An 18,754-nucleotide genomic window follows, 5' to 3' on the forward strand; every position below is an offset into this window, starting at 1 on the left:
GTAAATCAGTTTGCTTTTTTAATTCTTAAGCCAATTTTCTAAAATCTTTTTACCGTTAGGAGTTAATACACTTTCCGGATGGTATTGCACGCCTCTTACTTTGTATTGAGCATGTTTCAGTGACATGATTTGGTTATTTTCATCAACAGAAGTAACGATTAAATCGGTTGGTAAATTGTCATTGGAAAGTACCCAGGAATGGTAACGACCTACTTCAAATTCGTTAGGTAAATCATTGAAAATAAAATCGTTTTCTGTTTGTTTTACTGTTGTTGCAACACCGTGATATACTTTGTTTAAATTGGTTAATTTCCCTCCGAAAATTTCGCCAATGGCTTGTAAACCCAAGCAAACACCGAAAATATCTTTGGTAGGTGCATATTTTTGAATGACTTGCTTTAGCAATCCGGCTTCATCGGGAATTCCCGGACCGGGAGAAAGTAATATTTTTGCGAATGGTTTGAGTTCGTCTAATTCAAATTCGTCGTTGCGAAAAACAGTTACTTCGGCTCCTAAATCTTCTAAATAGTGAACCAAATTGTATGTAAAACTGTCGTAATTATCGATAACTGCTATTTTCATGGGATGTGATTTCTAAAATTAAATGGTTTCGGCAATGTCTAATGCCTTTTGTAAAGCGTTTAGTTTGTTGTACACTTCTTGGGTTTCGTTTTCTTCGGATGAACTTTCCACAATTCCGGCTCCCGCCTGAAAATGGAGCGTGTGATCTTTACTTAAAAACGTTCGAATCATAATGGCGTGATTGAAGTTTCCTTGAAAATCCATAACACCAATGGCACCGCCGTAGAAACTTCTGTTAGTGGTCTCTATACTTTCAATCAATTGCATAGCTTTTACTTTTGGCGCTCCGGTTAAGGTTCCGGCAGGAAACGTTTTGGCAACTAAATCCAAGAAATGGTTGTTATCTTTTATTTTTCCGGAAACTTTGGAAACCAGGTGAATAACGTGCGAAAAGAACTGAATTTCTTTGTACTTTTCTACGGTAACTTCGTTACAACTTCTACTTAGATCGTTACGAGCTAAATCGACTAGCATAACATGTTCGCTGTTTTCTTTGGCGTCTACTGCTAATTTTTTAGCCAATTCAGCATCTTGTTCATCATTTCCGGTGCGTTTAAATGTTCCGGCGATAGGATGAATTTCGGCTTGTGAATTATGGATAACTAATTGTGCTTCGGGTGATGAGCCGAACAATTTAAAGCTTCCGTAATCGAAATAGAATAGGTAAGGAGAAGGGTTGATGCTTCGCAAAGCACGATAGACATTGAATTCGTCTCCTTTGAAGTTTTGCGAAAATCTTCGGGATAAAACCAACTGAAACACATCGCCTCGCATACAATGTTTCTTAGCTAAACGAACGTAGTTTTTATAGGTATCATCGGTTAAATTTGACGTGTAATGACCTTCTTTTTTGAAACTGAATGAAGCAAAATTTTTAGCTTGTAGCAATTGTTGTATTTCGTTGATGTTATTGTTTTGGTCTAAACTGTGACAAAAAATATAAGCTTCATTTTTATGATGATTGATAGCAATTATATTTTGGTACACCGAATAGAACATTTCCGGAATTTGATTTTCTGTCGATTTTTCACGGATATCTACTTTTTCAAAATATTGAACGGCATCGTAAGACATATAACCAAAGAGTCCTTGTGTGATAAATTTGAACGGCGACTTTTCAGTTTGAAAAGCTTTCGAAAATTGATCTAATTCGTTAAGAACTTGGTCTTTGTGGGTAATTGTGTTCGTTACCGAATTTTTGTCAGGAAAAGTTGTGGTAATTTGTTGGTTTTCCACTTTAAAAGTCGCAATCGGATTGAAACAGATGTATGAAAAACTGTTTTCATTGGCACGATAATCAGAACTTTCCAATAAAATGCTATTGGCAAATTTGTCGCGTATTTTCAAATAAATGCTTACTGGCGTAATGGTGTCGGCAAGGATTTGTTTGTGAAATGTATGTAATTTGAAGGTTTTCATTTGATGTTCTTTAAAATGTTGCAATAAAAAAAGGCTTGTCGTGATTGACAAGCCTTTTATAAGTATTTTGATTTTAAATTATACTAATAGAGGTTTCGCTCACGACGTTTGACGTAAGTTGTACCACCACCAAGTATTGTTTAAAATGTTGTTCATGTTCTTAAATGTTGAAACAAATGTAAAAAATATTTTTTTAGAATTCCAAATTTAGATTAAAAAAATTATTCGGCTAAAAAGCTAGTAAGCGGTTGAATGAATTTTTCAAAAGATTCAATGTGAGGTAAATGTCCGATATTTTCAATCTCAACCAATTTAGAATTCGGAATTTTTTGTTGTGTTTTTTTACCTAGTTCATAGTATAATCCTAGCGTTTCTCTAACATTTTCCGGAGCTAGATTTTTTCCTAAGGCGGTACGATCACGTGTTCCTATGATCAATAGAGTAGGTGCTTTTATATTCGAAAATTCGTAGACTACAGGTTGCGTCATAATCATGTCGTAGGTTAAAGCAGAATTCCAAGCAATGATCGGATAATCTTTGTGTAAAGTCCATCCGGCTAAAATATTAACCCATTGATCGTATTCCGGCTTCCATTTATTGTCGTAATAGAATTTTAGTTGGTAGTTTTTAATGGATTCGTAATTGCTTTTTAATTCTTTTTCATACCACCAATCAATAGGTTGGTAAGGTACAACTACTTTGTAATCTTCGAGTCCGATCGGGTTTTCCAAAATCAGTTTTTCAGTCATTTCAGGATACATCAATGCAAATCGAGTAGCGAGCATGCCTCCCATAGAATGTCCCAGAACGGCTGTTTTGGTGATGTTTAATTCGTCTAAAATCGCTTTTGTATTTTGTGCCAATTGATGAAAAGAATATTGAAAATGTTCAGGTTTGGTAGATTTTCCGAAACCGACCTGATCCGGAGCTATTACTCGATATCCTTTAGCGGTTAAAGCTTCAATTGTGGTTTTCCAATAGGCTCCGTTAAAGTTTTTACCATGTAGTAAAAGGACATTTTTGCCGTTGTAATTTTTAGGTTTTACATCCATATATGCCATTTGAAGTGTTTGTTTTTGAACTTTTAGTTCAATAAAATGAACCGGATACGGATATTTGTAGTTGCTTAAGTTTTGATCCAGAGGAACGGGTTTGTTTTGCGCAGTAGCTAAAAAAGTAACTAAGACAAGAATCAGAAGGCTAAGTTTTTTCATGAATTTCAGATTTATTATCGGTAGTGGTTTAAAATTACCATATAAAAGAAAAAAGTCCAAGGGATACTTGGACTTTTTCTTTTTCATAGCAAAGTTTATCTTGATTAGAAGCTTAAAGTAACGTCTAATTCGAATTCATCATAGATGGTTTTGTCACCTAAACCTGAGAAGAAAGAACCTGAACCGTATTTAATACCGAATTTAGTTCTGTCGATCACTAATTTACCTGTAGCAGAGTTTCCGTTTACAGTTAGATCAAAATTTACAGGTTGAGTAATTCCTTTGATTGTTAAATCAGCATATACAGTGTAAACACCGTTACCTTTGTCAGCGATTTTTTTGAATACTAAAGTTGAAGTAGGGAATTTTTCAACACCAAAGAAATCTTCAGCTTTTAAGTGTCCGTCTAATTTTGCTTTCCAGTCACCTTCTAAATCAGTAGTGTTGATAGAAGTCATATCTACAGTGAAGTTACCACCTACTAATTTTTTACCTTTTAAAACAACAGCACCTTCTTTTAAGCTGATTGTTCCTTCGTGTTGACCGGTAACTTTTTTACCTACCCAGTGTAATTTACTTTTTTCAACATTTACTTTCTTAGTGGTTTGAGCAGTTGTTGAAAAAGTAACAAAAGCTACTAATGCTAATGCGATTGATTTTAAATTTGCTTTCATGATTGTGAATTAAATTTTGAATTGGATTATTAATAGATTAAATTGTTTCGAATAATTTTTCAAGTGGTTTTCTAACTTTTTTGAAATGTTGTGTAGCATCTTCTTCATGACGGTAACCGATAGTTGCAACCAAAGAAGCATTCAACCCTTTTTCTGTTAGTCCTAATATTTTATTGTATTCAGCCGGAACAAAGCCTTCCATAGGCGTTACATCAATTTTAAGCTCAGCAGCAGCAGCTAAAAGATTTCCTAAGGCAATATAAGTTTGTTTGGAAGCCCAAGTATTTTTTACGTCAGCCGGTAATCCTGCAACATTAGCATTCATTACGTCTTGATATCCTTTTAAAGCTTCTGTTTGTATTCCGCGTGTTTCTGCAATATGATCGACAAATTTTGCGATATAAGTCTCGTCAATGTTAGTATGATTCACAAAAACCAATAGGTGAGAAGCATCAACGATTTGAGTTTGTCCCCAAGAAGCTGCTTGCAACTGTTTTCTGATTTCCGGATTTTCAATAATTAATACTTTATAAGGTTGTAAACCGTATGAAGAAGCAGTTAATTGTATAGCTTCTTTTAAAATTGCTAAGTCTGTATCTGATACTTTTTTAGTAGCATCGAATTTTTTAGTGGCATAGCGCCAATTTTGATTGTCAATAAATGTACTCATTGTATTTAAATAGTTCTAAATTTTTCTAATAAATTGTTTAAATTTTCTAATTCTTCCCGGGTCAGGTTTTCCGCAAAATGGTTTTCATGAGTTACCACTAAAGGATCTAATTCTTTAAGAAGCGCTAATCCTTTGTCTGTGATCTCGATCTCCATTTTTCGTCTGTTTTCCGGACAAACTTCGCGAGTGACCAATTCTTTTAATAAAAGTTTGTCGACCAAACGTGTTGTGTTACTGGTTTTTGCGATCATTCGCTCCTGAATAACACACATATTTGCAGGTTTCCCTTTTTGTCCTCTCAAGATCCTTAAAACATTAAATTGTTCTGTAGATAATTCAAATGGCTTTAAGACCTCATTAAACTTTTCAGAAATAACATTTTGAGTGTACATTAAATTTAATAAAGTACGCTTTTCTAATGTTAGATCTGATGTTGCTTTTATGATTTCTTCTATTTTCATTTGTAATTACAAAATTTGTATGTACAAATGTAGTGTATTTTTGAATACTTGTATATACAAGTATGTTAATTTTTTATTAAAAAATTTCATAAGCTTTATTGCTTGGTTAATTTTAAAAAAAAATATTTCAGATGAGAAAAGCCATTATAGTTTTTTTATTGTGTACAGGATTTTTGTATTCACAAGATTTAAAGCCTGTTAAGAGCTATAAAAATGAAAATAGGGAAGTAGCTTCTTTTGATTTTGAACATTTGTCTCCGATATTTGAGCAAGATAATCAGGTCACTTATGTAATTAATTTTTGGGCTACTTGGTGTTTACCATGTGTTAAAGAGTTGCCTTATTTTGAGAAACTGAATGAAACGTATAAAGATAAAAATGTAAAAGTGATTTTAGTAAGCTTAGATTTCCCTAAGAAAATAGAATCTCAGTTATTGCCTTTTTTAGAACGAAAAAAAATTCAGTCTACTGTTTATGTTTTGGATGATCCGGATGCAAACAGCTGGATTGAAAAAGTAAATAAAGATTGGTCAGGAGCTATTCCGGCTACCGTTATATATAAAGGTAAAAACAAAAAGTTTTTTGAACAATCGTTTACTTATGAAGAATTAGAAAAAGAACTCTTATTAATACTAAACAATTAAAATTATGAAAACAATCAAATTTGTACTTACTGCATTGGTATTGGTGACAACCTTTGCTTTTACAGAAAAACCTGTTGAAGGTTATAAAGTCGGTGATGTAGCTACTGATTTTAAATTGAAAAATGTAGATGGCAAAATGGTATCATTAAAAGATTATAAAGATGCTAAAGGCTATATTGTGATTTTTACCTGTAATCATTGTCCGTTTGCTAAAGCGTATGAAGACAGAATCATTGCTTTAGATAAAAAATATAAAAAACTAGGATATCCTGTAATTGCTATTAATCCTAATAATCCTGAAGTCCAACCGGATGATAGTTACGATTTGATGAAAGTAAGAGCTAAGGAAAAAGGGTTTACCTTCCCGTATTTATTTGATGAAGGGCAAAAAATATATCCGCAATATGGCGCTACTAAAACGCCTCATGTTTTTGTTTTACAAAAAACGGTTAAAGGAAATGTTGTAAAATACATCGGGGCAATTGATGATAATCATACTGATGCTGAAGCTGTAAAGGTAAAATATGTAGAAAATGCAGTTGATGCTTTGTTGAAAGGACAAGAAGTGAAAACCGATTTTACAAAAGCTATTGGTTGTTCTATTAAATCGTAGTACTTTTGTCAAAAAAATTACCATGAACTTAAATCAAAATGACTGGTGGAGCCAGTTTCTTCAAGATCCTAACGGAGTGATTCTGGACGTAAGAACAGAAGAAGAAAATGCGGCTCTCAGAATCCCCGAATCTATTAATATTGATTTCTACAAAGGTCAAGGCTTTGTATATAAAGTAGATGAACTGGATAAAAGTAAAAATTATTATGTTTATTGTTTAGCAGGAGGGAGAAGTGCTCAGGCTTGCAATGTTATGAAACAATTAGGATTTGAAAATGTTTACAATCTTTTAGGCGGGATTTCCGAATGGCAAGGTCCTGTTGAAGAATAAAAAAGGAGTCCTGCAGGACTCCTTTTTCTTTTTTAAGAAATATATTTTATGAGATTCTTTTTAGTTTGGTCTTGTCTTTAATGGCAATCTTTTTACCGATAAGCTCGATCCAGCCGTTTTTATTGAATTCGGAAAGCAAACGAATACAACTTTCCGTTGCCGTACCGATCATTCCTGCTAATTCTTCTCTTGAAAGTTGAATTTTCAAAGTTCTGTCAGCATTATTACCAAAAGTTTCCTCTAAGTAGATCAAGGTTTGCGCTAAGCGCTCTTTTACGGTTTTTTGAGCCATACTAACCATTAGATCATCAGCTTCACGCAGATCACCGCAAATAGTTTTCATGACATTCATAGAGAAGTCATTATTCAGATTGAAAAAGCCGATAACTTCTTTTCGGGGTACAAAACAAACCTGCATATCTTCTAAGGCAACAGCACTCAAATTAGTCGGTTCGTCACTAATCATCGAACGTTGACCTAATAATTCTCCCGGTTTAACCAGTTTTACAATTTGGTCTTTACCGTTAGCACTTAATTTGGTTAATTTACAAACACCGTCTTTGATACAAAAAATACCATTGATATTTTCGCCTTCTTCAAAAATGGGTTCTCCCTTTTTTATAGTATAGGAAGTTTTACAATTAGCCAGTTTCAATAACTCGTCTTTATTTAGTGCTTTTAACGAACTAAACTCTCTAACAATACATTGCTCGCATTTGCTCATAGTGAACTGGATTTATAAAAAAGTGTGTTACAAAGCTACAAAAAAGATGATAAAAATCATATTTTATTTATACAAGTTTTAAGACCTTTGTATAAGGTATAAAAGAGCAAATATATGGAATCAAATACTTGTTTCCATTGTGGTAACGAAATTAATAAAAAAGACGAGGTTATTTATGATGACAAAAATTTTTGTTGCACCGGTTGCAAGACCGTTTACGAAATCTTTAGTCAGAATGATTTAACGTGTTATTATGATTTCCAACAAGCCCCTGGAGCAACGCCTCAGGACATCAATGGTAAATATGACTTTTTAGACAATGTAACAATTGTTGAGAAGTTATTAGAATTCAATGAAAATACAACGTCAATTGTATCATTGTATATTCCTCATATACATTGTAGTTCGTGTATATGGATATTAGAAAATCTACAAAAACTTCAGAAAGGAATTATTGTTTCTCAGGTAAATTTTCCGGAAAAGAAAGTCCGTATTACATTTAATCCTCAGGAAACAGATTTAAAAGCAATCGTATATCTTTTAAGTTCAATAGGCTATGAACCTTATATAAGTCTGGAGAATTATGAAACGGGTAAAAAAGAAGTCGATCGTAGTTTGATCTATAAGGTGGGGGTGGCTTTTTTCTGTTTCGGGAATATCATGCTATTGTCATTTCCGGAATATTTTGAAGTTCAGGAATTCTGGATCAATCAGTATCGCTCTTTTTTCAGATGGCTGATTTTTGCTTTGTCTCTTCCCGCATTTTTATATTCGGCTATCGATTATTATAAATCAGCTTATAAAAGTATCCGCTCAGGGATATTGAATATTGATATTCCTATTGCTTTGGGGATCGTAGTTATGTTTGTACGAAGTACAATTGATATCATCATGGGCTATGGACAAGGTTTTTTTGATAGCTTAACAGGTTTGATCTTCTTTATGTTATTAGGAAAGTTGTTCCAACAGAAAACCTATAGCTTTTTGTCGTTTGAACGAGATTATAAGTCATATTTCCCCATAGCTGTTACAAAGGTGGCACCAAACGGGACAGAAGAAGCCGTTCAGGTGTATGAGATTGAAAAAGGAGATCGTTTACTGATCCGTAATCAGGAGTTAATTCCGGTTGACGGAATATTAATCTCTGAAAAAGCAGCTGTAGATTACAGTTTTGTTACCGGTGAAGAAGAACCTATTGAAAAGAAATCAGGAGATAAACTTTTTGCCGGAGGAAAACAGTTGGGAAAAAGTATTGAAATGGAAGTGCTTTTTTCTGTTTCCCAAAGTTATTTAACTCAACTATGGAGTAATGATGTCTTTCAAAAGAAATTTGAACAAAAGCATAAAACCATTACAGATAAAGTTAGTCGATATTTTACTCCTGCTTTATTATTGATAGCCTTTGCTTCTTTGATAGGATGGTTGTTTGTAGACACGTATCAGGCGTTTAATATTTTTACTGCAGTTTTAATTGTTGCCTGTCCGTGTGCTTTAGCTCTTACAGCACCATTTACATTAGGGAATGTACTTCGTATTATGGGAAAACAAAAGATGTATTTAAAGAATGCGACAGTAATTGAACAAATGGCAAAAGTAGATACTATCGTTTTTGATAAAACAGGAACCATTACAACCAATAAAAAAACAGCGATCCGATTTGTAGGAGAAGAGCTGAGTGACCATGAAATCTACTTATTGAAGAATGCTCTTCGAGGCTCTAATCACCCGCTAAGCAGAAGATTATATGATTATTTGCCTGATGTTTCTAAAGCAATGCCAACATCTTATGAAGAGCTTACTGGGAAAGGCGTTTTAGCTTTTTTTGATAAAGAAATCGTTCAGTTCGGCTCAGCAAGTTTTCTTGATATAGAAGAGAATTCAGAGTATGAGAAAACAAAAGTTAACATAAAAATTAATGGGATTTACAAAGGATTTTATATATTTAACAATCAATATCGTGAAGGTTTAGCTGATTTATTTGAGAAATTAGCTAAAAATTACGAATTAAAAGTTCTTTCCGGTGATAATGATGGCGAACGAAATACGCTATTGACATTACTCCCAGATGCTACCGAATTGATTTTTAATCAGAAGCCGGAAGAAAAATTAAAGTTCATAGAGAATTTACAAACGCAAGGAAAAAATGTTATGATGATAGGTGACGGGTTGAACGATGCCGGAGCTTTGGCGCAAAGTAATGTGGGAATTGCCATATCTGAAAATGTAAATGTGTTTTCACCCGCTTGTGACGGGATTATGGATGCAAGTCAATTTGCTCGTTTGGATTATTACCTTCATTATGCAAAAAATGCCGTAAAGACTATTTATACAAGTTTCGGATTGTCGCTTTTGTATAACAGTATAGGTCTTAGCTTTGCAATCACAGGGCATTTATCTCCTTTGGTAGCGGCAATTATTATGCCTCTCAGTTCTATTACAGTAGTGAGCTTTGTAACAATTATGACAAACCTTTTGAGCAGAAGGAAATAATTTTAACAAAAATTTCAGATATGACAAAAATCATATTTTAGTTACAGTGCCCGAATTAAATTTGTTAACGTAAAATAAAAATAGGTATGAGCGTAATTTATTTATTAATCACAGTAAGTATCGTTGTGGCCATAACTTTTCTGCTTGCTTTTATAAAAGCAGTGAAAAGCGGTCAATATGATGATGATTACACACCTTCCGTCAGAATGCTTTTTGACGATGAAATCAAGAAAAACCCTAACAACAAATTAATTCAATCACAAAAAGAGAAATAAAAATCAATCTAATTATGGAAATGCAACAATTTTATTACGACAACAAAATTGTAAGAAACTTCCTTTATGCAGCAATTGCTTTTGGTGTAATAGGAATGCTTGTCGGGCTTATAGTAGCTTTCTTTTATTTGTTTCCTAACATGACCGATGGTATTTCATGGTTAAGTTACGGAAGATTAAGGCCGTTACATACAAATGCAGTAATCTTTGCTTTTGTGGGTAATGGTGTGTTTGCAGGAGCATATTATTCCTTGCAACGTTTATTAAAAACCAGAATGTATAGTGACTTTTTAAGTCAATTGAACTTCTGGGGATGGCAGATCATCATTTTAGGTGCGGCCATTACATTACCTTTAGGTATGACTTCTTCAAAAGAATATGCTGAATTGGAGTGGCCTTTTGATATAGCTATAGCAGTTATATGGGTGGCATTCGGTATTAATATGATCGGAACGATCATTAAAAGAAGAGAACGTCATATTTATGTAGCCATTTGGTTCTACATTGCAACGTTTATAGCTGTTGCTTTATTACACATTTTCAATAATTTAGAGATTCCGGTTTCTTGGACATCAATGAAAAGTTATTCGGTTTATGCCGGAGTTCAGGATGCTTTAGTTCAGTGGTGGTACGGTCACAATGCCGTGGCTTTCTTCTTGACAACACCTATCTTAGGGTTAATGTACTATTACGTGCCTAAAGCTGCTAACCGTCCGGTTTATTCTTACCGATTGTCAATTATTCACTTCTGGTCTTTGATCTTTATCTATATCTGGGCTGGTCCTCACCACTTATTGTATTCCGCTTTACCGGATTGGGCACAAAATTTAGGAGTGGTTTTCTCTGTAATGTTGATTGCACCGTCTTGGGGTGGTATGATCAATGGTTTATTAACATTGAGAGGTGTTTGGGATAAAGTAAGAGTAGATCCTGTACTTAAATTTATGGTAGTGGCAATTACCGGTTACGGTATGTCTACTTTTGAAGGTCCAATGTTATCATTAAAAAATGTGAATGCGATTGCTCACTTTACGGATTGGATCGTAGCGCACGTTCACGTAGGTACTTTAGCTTGGAACGGATTTATGATGTTTGGTATGACATATTGGATGTTACCAAGAATGGCTAAAACTACTTTATATTCTAAAAAATTAGCTAATTTCCACTTCTGGATCGGTACTTTAGGTATCATTTTATATGTGTTGCCAATGTATGTGGCAGGGTTTACACAAGCTTCAATGTGGAAGCAATTTAACCCGGACGGGTCATTGGTTTACGGTAACTTCTTAGAAACTGTAACACAGATTATTCCTATGCATGCTATGAGAGCTATTGGTGGTACATTATATTTTATCGGTATCTTAACATTGGTATATAATGTGATCCAAACGGTACGTCAAGGTTCTCCTATTGAAGATGAATTAGCTGAGGCACCTGCATTAACAAGAATTTCTCCATATCAATTAAAAGGAGAAAGCTGGCACTCTTGGTTAGAAAGAAAACCGGTTCAGTTTACTATTTATACAACAATTGCTGTAGCTATCGGGGGTATTGTTCAGATTGTACCGATGCTGGTAGTGAAATCGAATATTCCGACTATTGCAAGTGTTAAACCGTATACACCGTTAGAATTAGAGGGTAGAGACCTATATATCCGTGAGGGATGTAACAACTGTCACTCACAATTGGTTCGTCCGTTCCGTTCAGAAGTTAAACGTTACGGAGAATATTCAAAATCAGGAGAGTATGTATATGACCATCCATTCTTATGGGGTTCAAAACGTACAGGTCCGGATTTACACAGAGTAGGTGGTAAATACAATGACAACTGGCATTTTAACCACATGTATGACCCGCAAAGTACTTCTCCTAATTCAATTATGCCAAGTTATAAATGGATGTTTGATAACAAGGCTATGGATCACTCTTTGATAGAGAAAAAAATGGAAGTAATGCAAACCTTAGGAGTGCCTTATACAGCAGAAGATGTAACCAATGCTAGAAAAAGTATGGATGAGCAATCTGCTGAGATTGAGAAAAATCTTCATTCTGATCCTGACTTTGTAAAAGCGTATGAAGAAAGTAAGAAAAATGCACTTGCAAGAGGTGATGAGTTCGTTCCTATGAAAGACAGAGAGATTGTAGCGTTGATAGCATATTTACAACGTTTGGGAACTGATATTAAAGTGAAAAATCCAACAAAATAAATTGTAAGTCATGTTGAAATTCGTTAAACACAATCTGGAAACTATCGTTGGAGTAGAGGTATATCCTATCATATCGTTAACCATATTCTTTGTCGTGTTTGTTGCCTTCTTTATTTGGGCAATGACCTATAGTAAAGAGAAAATTAATGAATTGAGCGAATTACCATTTAAAGAAGATAATAATTAAAAACATTCAAGATGAAAAAAATAATTCCGGCATATGTAAGAGTTCCATTGATTTTTGCCATAGTAATGGGCGCTTTGGAATATTTTATAGATTCAGGTGATAAGCCTGCATTTATTAAGTATCCGATGGTAGCATTATTTTTAGGAGTATTTTTATTCTTATTAATAGCAATCGAGATCGTTGTAGATGCTGTAGATAAGGTTACGTATAGCTTACTATCTGATGAACAGAAAAAACAATTAGCTGAGGCTCAAAGTGTTTCTTTTGCTGATAGTAAATTGATGAAAATGCTTACCCGCTCAAAAGATATTGAGCAAGAGGCAGATGTAATGTTAGATCACGACTACGATGGTATTAAGGAGCTTGATAATGTATTGCCTCCTTGGTGGGTAGGATTGTTCTATGCCTGTATCGTTTTTGCAATTGTCTATCTGGTTCGTTTCCACATTGTAGGAGATTATACTCAGGAAGAAGAGTTCATTGCTGAAATGGAACAAAAAGATAAAGAAGTTCAGGAATATTTGAAAACTGCACCGGACTTAATGACAAAAGATAAAGTTACTTTATTGACAGATGCAGCCTCTTTGTCTGAAGGGGAGAACATCTTCAAAACGAACTGTGTTGCTTGTCACCGTGCGGATGCAGGGGGCGCAATCGGACCTAATTTAACAGATAAATACTGGATATTAGGCGGTGGTATTAAAAACGTTTTCAACACTATTACTGAGGGAGGACGTTCCGGAAAAGGTATGGTGCCTTGGAAAGAAACTTTAAAACCGACAGAGATTCAAAAAGTAGCCAGCTACATACTTTCTTTACAAGGTTCAAATCCAAAAGACCCGAAACCGTCTGAAGGGGATGAATGGATAGAAGAAGGAGCAGCACCGGCAGCTGATGCAGATGCTACAGCAGTTACAGATTCTACAGAGGTGGCAACGGTTGTTGTTGATTCTCTAAAAACAGAATAAAAATAATAAAAAAGGATTTGGGCATTTGCCCGAATCCTTCTTTAAAAAAAACCAAATTTATATCATGTCTAACACTAATTTACCAGACGAAAGTTTTAGAGATAGTATAGGTACTATCACTAAAGAAGGTAAAAGAAATTTCATTTATCCTAAAAAGCCATCAGGTAAATTTTATGATAAGAGAAAATTATTAAGCTATTTGCTATTAGCTTTTTTGTTTGCAGCTCCTTTTGTTAAGATCAACGGAAATCAGTTCTTGATGTTCAATGTTTTGGAAAGAAGGTTTAATATTTTCAGTTTCCCTTTCTGGCCTCAGGATTTCCATTTGTTTGTAATGTCAATGATAATAGGAGTAGTAGGGTTAACCTTGTTTACGGTTGCTTTTGGTAGAATTTTTTGCGGTTGGTTTTGTCCTCAAACTATTTTTATGGAAATGGTTTTCAGAAGAATTGAGTTTTGGATTGACGGAGATCGAGGAGCACAAATACGTTTGGCAAAACAAGAATGGAATGCTGAAAAAATAAGAAAGAGAGTAATGAAACTGTTTATTTTCTTTGTTATTTCTTTTATGATTGCCAATGTTTTTCTGGCGTATCTTGTAGGAAGCGACGAGTTGATCAAAATGATCACTGAAGGACCGGCAAAAAATCTAAGTACATTAGTTGCTTTGTTAGTATTTACAGGAGTTTTCTATTTTGTTTTCGGATGGTTTAGAGAGCAAGTATGTATCATTGCTTGTCCTTACGGACGTTTACAGGGAGTACTACTGGATGATAAATCCGTTATTGTAGCTTACGACCATGTGAGAGGAGAAGGTGAAAACGGTAGAAAAAAATGGCGTAATGGAGAAGATCGAAAAGAATTAGGATATGGTGACTGTATTGATTGTAAACAATGTGTAGTTGTATGTCCTACCGGAATTGATATTCGTAACGGTACTCAGTTAGAATGTGTAAACTGTACGGCCTGTATCGATGAGTGCGACACCATTATGGAAAAAGTAGGTTTGCCGAAAGGTCTGATTCGTTATGCAAGTGAAGCTGAAATTGTAAATAAAGAAAAATTTTCTTTGACTACAAGAATGAAAGGTTATATAGCAGTATTAACCATTTTAATCGGATTGTTGATAGGCTTGTTATTCCTGCGAGGTGAAGTAGAAGCTACGGTTTTACGTTTACCGGGTCAATTATATGAGCATAAGGGAGACAAGATCAGTAATGTGTTTACGTATAAGATCGTGAACAAAACAGTTAAGGAATTAGATAGTGTTCATTTTAAATTGGTTAATCCGAAAGGTGAAGTAAAAGTAGTAGGGAACGAATACTTTAAAGTTCCTAAAGAAGGCTTAGCCGAAGGAACCTTATTTATTGAAATTAATCAAGCTTTCTTGACAGGAGATAAAACTAAAATTAAAATTGAAGTCTATAGCGGTAAGGAACGAATAGAGAAAACGACTTCAAATTTCCTTGGACCGAGAAGCTTTTAAAAAATAAGATGGCAGGTCGAATTTAATTGAATAATAATTTTGTTTGACCTGTTTCTATCTTTGATAATTATAAAAATCAGAACAGATGAAATTTAATTGGGGAACAGGTATAGTTATAGCTTTCGGTATATTTATAGTATTCATTTTGTCGTTTGTATTCAGAGTACAATCTAATCCAAAGTATGATAATGAATTGGTAACTAAAGAATACTATAAAAAAGAAGCGACTGTTCAGAACGATATTAACAAACAGGAAAAAGCTAATGCTTTAGAGCATAGATTGGTCATTAAAAAAACAGATGATGGAATTTTAGTGATTTTTCCTGAAAATTTTGAGGCACAAAACATTAGTGGAAAAGTGTCCCTATACAGACCGTCTAACCAAAAATTAGATTTTGAAATTCCAATTTCACTTTCTAGTCCACATTTGCTCATACCTAAAAGTAGTTTGGTAGGCGGTCTTTGGGACATTACTGTCGATTGGACATACCAATCAACAGATTATCTTAACAAAGAAACTATTTATTTTTAAAAGTAGCTAGTTTTTTGTGACATAAAAAATTATTTACATGCTTTATACTGCTGTCATATTCGGTTTAATAAGTAGTCTGCACTGCGTGGGCATGTGCGGACCTATAGCTATGATGTTGCCGGTAGACAGAAGTAATCAGGCCACTAAGACGATACAGATCTTGTTGTATCATTTGGGGAGAATAACAGCCTATAGTTCTTTGGGGTTGTTGTTCGGAATTCTAGGGAGAGGCTTTTATTTAGCCGGAATGCAACAACAATTGTCAATTGTGGTCGGAGTTATAATGATCGTGATTGCTGTTGTTCCTGAAAAACAATTTGCGAAATACAATTTCTCTAAACCGGTATACAAAATAATTTCTCGGGTTAAATCTTCATTGGGCAACCAATTTAAGAAGAAAACCATGGGGTCTATTTATACCATTGGTGTACTAAATGGGTTTTTACCGTGCGGGATGGTCTATGTGGCTTTATTCGGAGCTTTAGCTATGAATCGGTTAGATCTTAGCGTTCTGTATATGGTTCTTTATGGAATAGGGACTATCCCTATGATGAGTCTGGTAGTTTATGTATCAAATTTGCTTACTGTTTCTTTTAGAAGTAAATTGCAAAAAGCAATACCTGTTATTGCAGTTTGTATAGGAATTTTATTTATCATGAGAGGTTTGGGATTAAGTATCCCTTATATTTCTCCCGGTGATGTTAGTTTGTTTGTGCAAAGTGAAGCAAACTGTCACTGATTATAAAGATTTTTTATTTTTGATTATTAATTGGTTTGGATTAAAAAAAAGCATCAAAATTACTTTGATGCTTTTTTAATTTTATACTATTCAAATACTTTTTTAGTTCACAATAACTTTTTGTATCGTAGAAGCAGCATCAGTATCTAATTTAATCAAATAAAAGCCTTTAGACAAGTTATTGATTTTGAATGTCTCACTTTGAGGTTTAAGTTGTTGGATCACTTGTCCGTTAATGGTATAAACCGTAACTAAAGTTAACGGAGTCTGAGACTGTACCGTAAATTCACCGGTTGCACTAGGATTAGGGAAAAGAGAGACACTATTTAAGGCAAAGCTTTCCGCTTCTAATGCATCAACAGCAGCACACTGCGTCGGATAGATTTCACATACAAAATCAGGATTATCTATAAATGGGTTTCTGTTGTTCTGATATGAGAAAATAACATTATTCTGATTGATCTCTTTTGCAGAAACGGGGTCTTCCTTATGCCATTTGATCAATCGGAAGATAAAGGCGTCAGAGAATACTTTGTCTGTAGAACCGTCAAACATATTTTTTGCTTCACAAGTAGAAGCATTCGCTCCGCTGTAAAAATCATCCATCAGGTCTTCATAACGTGTAGCAAAATAAAAGAAGCAACGAGCAATATCCCCTTTAAATTCATCAAGCGGTTCAAAAACCGTCCCGTTGTAGCTAGAGTAAGCATCTGTAATATTGCTTCCTTTTTGAGAACCGTTTTGTGATGTATAAGTCGCTGAACTTACTTCCCCGAAAGGCAGATTATTACGTTGACCATTTACATAACCATCTGAAGGAACTGCATGAAAAGGGTCATTTTTCATTGGAGCTACAGCAAAATGATCAAAATACGACTGCGGAATTAAATGCTCTCTGTTGTAACAATCTCCTTCACCGGAATAAGAACCACACTGGTTGGTTACTAATGTAAAATTATAAGGATCAGTTCCGCCCGGAACTTCTGAATACATGTCGTATAAAGTGTTATCGTTTTCGTCATAAATATCATGGAACGCATTATTGTTAGCAAACAAAGTCCATAAAGAACTATAACCTTGATCAGTATGCAGATACTCCGGAGTTAAACCGTCAGTATTATCGTCAATAATTTTTTTCAGTTGGGTTTTTAAAGCATAACCGGTTAATCCTACAGTAGAATCATAATATCCGGCAGGAGCTTGTGCTAAAGCAATCTGGGCTACAAATAAGGCAAATAAAGTAATTTTTTTCATGAGTTAATTTTTACGAGTTAATAGGGCCATATAAAATCCGTCAAACCCACTTTCGTGAGCCAATACTTTTTGATCTTTGACAAAAGTAAAATTTTTACCGGCTTCCGAGTTTAAGAAATGCTTAATTTGTTCTTGATTCTCTGAAGGCAGAACTGAGCAAGTAGCATAAACTAATTTTCCGCCGGGTTTTACTATTTTAGAGTAGTTCTCTAATACTTCTGCTTGAGTCTTCTTGATATTTTCCACAAATTCAGGCTGAAGTTTCCATTTACTATCCGGATTACGTTTTAAAACACCTAATCCGCTACAAGGAGCATCAATCAGAACTCTATCCGCTTTTTCATGTAATTTTTTGATGACTTTAGTAGAGTCAATTACTCTGAAATCTACGTTGTGAACACCGTTTCTTTTAGCTCTTGTCTTTAATTGTTTCAATTTACTTTCGTAAATATCCATAGCAATTAGTTGCCCTTTATTTTTCATTAAAGAAGCGAGATGCAAGGTTTTTCCTCCGGCTCCGGCACAAGTGTCAACAACACGCATGCCCGGTTCTACATCTAGAAAATAAGCTACTAATTGAGAAGAGGCATCCTGAACTTCAAATAATCCTTCTTTAAAAGCACGGGTCAAGAAAACATTGGCACGTTCTTTTAAAAGTAAAGCATCATTGTAGTCTTTTAAGAATGAAGTTTCAATATCATTTTCATCCATTAAAATGGAACGTAATTGTTCTTTAGTCGTTTTCAAGGTATTCACTCTCAAAATTACTTCAGCTTGCTGGTTCTGAGCATGAATTTCTTTTGACCAAACAGGTTCCCCTAATTCTTTAACACCTAATTCATCCATCCAATCCGGAATGGATTCTTTGAATTTTCGGGTTTTTGATAGTTCATCAAATTTACCTTTAATACGGCGAACCGGGGTATTTTCAAAATATTTCCAGTCGGGTAGTGCAATACCTCTTAATACAGCCCAAACAGCAAATAACCTCCACACATTATCACGTGTAAAAGGTTCTTTTACTTCTGCTATTTCAGCATATAAACGTTTCCATCTGACAATTTCATAGATGGTTTCGGCAACAAACTTTCGATCTTTGCTTCCCCAGCGTTTATCTCGCTTTAAAACTTTGGCCACAACCTTATCAGCATATTCTCCTTCATTAAAAATTTCTAACAAGGCATCAATAACGGCAAAAACTAAATTTCTGTGTAATCTCATTTTTAAATAAATAAGCCTACAAAGATAGTAATAAAAAAGAAATGAGCCGTATAAACTATACGG

At 34.4% G+C, this 18,754-nt stretch carries 20 protein-coding genes; 11 read left to right on the forward strand and 9 right to left on the reverse strand.

Features of this window, described 5'->3' with window-relative positions; genetic code table 11:
• Positions 1 to 18: 18 nt before the first annotated feature.
• From NHF50_RS13550 to NHF50_RS13575, 6 genes are all read right to left on the reverse strand, one after another.
• Positions 19 to 582, reverse strand: a complete 564-nt coding sequence (locus tag NHF50_RS13550) for an aminodeoxychorismate/anthranilate synthase component II (protein ID WP_252776964.1) — start codon at positions 580 to 582, stop codon at positions 19 to 21.
• Between the two features lie 18 nt (positions 583 to 600).
• Entirely contained in the window at positions 601 to 2,001 is a 1,401-nt protein-coding gene (locus tag NHF50_RS13555; protein ID WP_252776965.1) for an anthranilate synthase component I family protein, read from the reverse strand.
• 221 nt (positions 2,002 to 2,222) lie between these two features.
• Positions 2,223 to 3,215, reverse strand: a complete 993-nt coding sequence (locus NHF50_RS13560; RefSeq protein ID WP_252776966.1) for an alpha/beta fold hydrolase — start codon at positions 3,213 to 3,215, stop codon at positions 2,223 to 2,225.
• 104 nt (positions 3,216 to 3,319) lie between these two features.
• Positions 3,320 to 3,889, reverse strand: coding sequence for a YceI family protein (locus NHF50_RS13565; RefSeq protein ID WP_109570170.1), 570 nt, complete (start codon positions 3,887 to 3,889; stop codon positions 3,320 to 3,322).
• Positions 3,890 to 3,926: 37 nt separating this feature from the next.
• Positions 3,927 to 4,559: an NAD(P)H-dependent oxidoreductase gene (locus NHF50_RS13570; protein WP_109570171.1), complete on the reverse strand. Its 633-nt coding sequence runs from the start codon at positions 4,557 to 4,559 to the stop codon at positions 3,927 to 3,929.
• A gap of 5 nt (positions 4,560 to 4,564) precedes the next feature.
• Positions 4,565 to 5,020: a MarR family winged helix-turn-helix transcriptional regulator gene (locus tag NHF50_RS13575; protein WP_109570172.1), complete on the reverse strand. Its 456-nt coding sequence runs from the start codon at positions 5,018 to 5,020 to the stop codon at positions 4,565 to 4,567.
• A 131-nt stretch (positions 5,021 to 5,151) separates the two neighbouring features.
• Here NHF50_RS13575 and NHF50_RS13580 point away from each other — a divergent pair, with 131 nt between their 5' ends.
• Genes NHF50_RS13580 through NHF50_RS13590 form a run of 3 tightly spaced genes read left to right on the forward strand, consistent with a single transcriptional unit; the run spans position 5,152 to position 6,608 of the window.
• Complete coding sequence (locus NHF50_RS13580; protein WP_252776967.1) at positions 5,152 to 5,664, forward strand: TlpA family protein disulfide reductase; 513 nt, start codon at positions 5,152 to 5,154, stop codon at positions 5,662 to 5,664.
• A 4-nt stretch (positions 5,665 to 5,668) separates the two neighbouring features.
• On the forward strand, positions 5,669 to 6,277 hold the full coding sequence (locus tag NHF50_RS13585) for a thioredoxin family protein (protein WP_252776968.1): 609 nt from the start codon (positions 5,669 to 5,671) through the stop codon (positions 6,275 to 6,277).
• A 22-nt stretch (positions 6,278 to 6,299) separates the two neighbouring features.
• Complete coding sequence (locus tag NHF50_RS13590; protein ID WP_109570175.1) at positions 6,300 to 6,608, forward strand: rhodanese-like domain-containing protein; 309 nt, start codon at positions 6,300 to 6,302, stop codon at positions 6,606 to 6,608.
• 46 nt (positions 6,609 to 6,654) lie between these two features.
• Here the strand turns inward: NHF50_RS13590 and NHF50_RS13595 are convergent, their stop codons facing one another.
• On the reverse strand, positions 6,655 to 7,332 hold the full coding sequence (locus NHF50_RS13595; RefSeq protein ID WP_109570176.1) for a Crp/Fnr family transcriptional regulator: 678 nt from the start codon (positions 7,330 to 7,332) through the stop codon (positions 6,655 to 6,657).
• 114 nt (positions 7,333 to 7,446) lie between these two features.
• Here NHF50_RS13595 and NHF50_RS13600 point away from each other — a divergent pair, with 114 nt between their 5' ends.
• From NHF50_RS13600 to NHF50_RS13635, 8 genes are all read left to right on the forward strand, one after another.
• Positions 7,447 to 9,822, forward strand: a complete 2,376-nt coding sequence (locus tag NHF50_RS13600) for a heavy metal translocating P-type ATPase metal-binding domain-containing protein (RefSeq protein ID WP_109570177.1) — start codon at positions 7,447 to 7,449, stop codon at positions 9,820 to 9,822.
• 86 nt (positions 9,823 to 9,908) lie between these two features.
• Positions 9,909 to 10,097: a cbb3-type cytochrome oxidase assembly protein CcoS gene (gene ccoS, locus NHF50_RS13605; RefSeq protein WP_252776969.1), complete on the forward strand. Its 189-nt coding sequence runs from the start codon at positions 9,909 to 9,911 to the stop codon at positions 10,095 to 10,097.
• Between the two features lie 14 nt (positions 10,098 to 10,111).
• Positions 10,112 to 12,304 carry a cytochrome-c oxidase, cbb3-type subunit I gene (ccoN, locus tag NHF50_RS13610; protein ID WP_252776970.1) on the forward strand — a complete coding sequence of 731 codons (2,193 nt, stop codon included), beginning with the start codon at positions 10,112 to 10,114 and terminating at the stop codon, positions 12,302 to 12,304.
• 10 nt (positions 12,305 to 12,314) lie between these two features.
• Complete coding sequence (locus tag NHF50_RS13615; RefSeq protein ID WP_252776971.1) at positions 12,315 to 12,491, forward strand: CcoQ/FixQ family Cbb3-type cytochrome c oxidase assembly chaperone; 177 nt, start codon at positions 12,315 to 12,317, stop codon at positions 12,489 to 12,491.
• Between the two features lie 11 nt (positions 12,492 to 12,502).
• Positions 12,503 to 13,459 (forward strand): cbb3-type cytochrome c oxidase N-terminal domain-containing protein, encoded by a 957-nt coding sequence (locus NHF50_RS13620; protein ID WP_109570181.1) that lies wholly within the window; start codon positions 12,503 to 12,505, stop codon positions 13,457 to 13,459.
• A 64-nt stretch (positions 13,460 to 13,523) separates the two neighbouring features.
• Positions 13,524 to 14,945: a cytochrome c oxidase accessory protein CcoG gene (ccoG, locus tag NHF50_RS13625; protein ID WP_252776972.1), complete on the forward strand. Its 1,422-nt coding sequence runs from the start codon at positions 13,524 to 13,526 to the stop codon at positions 14,943 to 14,945.
• 85 nt (positions 14,946 to 15,030) lie between these two features.
• Positions 15,031 to 15,477, forward strand: a complete 447-nt coding sequence (locus NHF50_RS13630; protein WP_109570183.1) for a FixH family protein — start codon at positions 15,031 to 15,033, stop codon at positions 15,475 to 15,477.
• A 37-nt stretch (positions 15,478 to 15,514) separates the two neighbouring features.
• A complete protein-coding gene (locus NHF50_RS13635; RefSeq protein ID WP_252776973.1) occupies positions 15,515 to 16,216 on the forward strand; it encodes a sulfite exporter TauE/SafE family protein in 702 nt (233 codons plus the stop codon).
• Positions 16,217 to 16,318: 102 nt separating this feature from the next.
• On the opposite strand, the gene NHF50_RS13640 is transcribed toward NHF50_RS13635, so the two are convergent.
• Together NHF50_RS13640 and NHF50_RS13645 are read right to left on the reverse strand one after the other, a co-directional pair.
• Positions 16,319 to 17,470 (reverse strand): endonuclease, encoded by a 1,152-nt coding sequence (locus NHF50_RS13640; protein ID WP_252776974.1) that lies wholly within the window; start codon positions 17,468 to 17,470, stop codon positions 16,319 to 16,321.
• A 3-nt stretch (positions 17,471 to 17,473) separates the two neighbouring features.
• Positions 17,474 to 18,691: an RsmB/NOP family class I SAM-dependent RNA methyltransferase gene (locus tag NHF50_RS13645; protein ID WP_109570186.1), complete on the reverse strand. Its 1,218-nt coding sequence runs from the start codon at positions 18,689 to 18,691 to the stop codon at positions 17,474 to 17,476.
• Positions 18,692 to 18,754 lie beyond the last annotated feature (63 nt).

The sequence above is a fragment of the Flavobacterium sp. NRK F10 genome, assembly GCF_024054235.1.
GTDB classification, from domain to species: Bacteria; Bacteroidota; Bacteroidia; order Flavobacteriales; family Flavobacteriaceae; genus Flavobacterium; species Flavobacterium sediminis.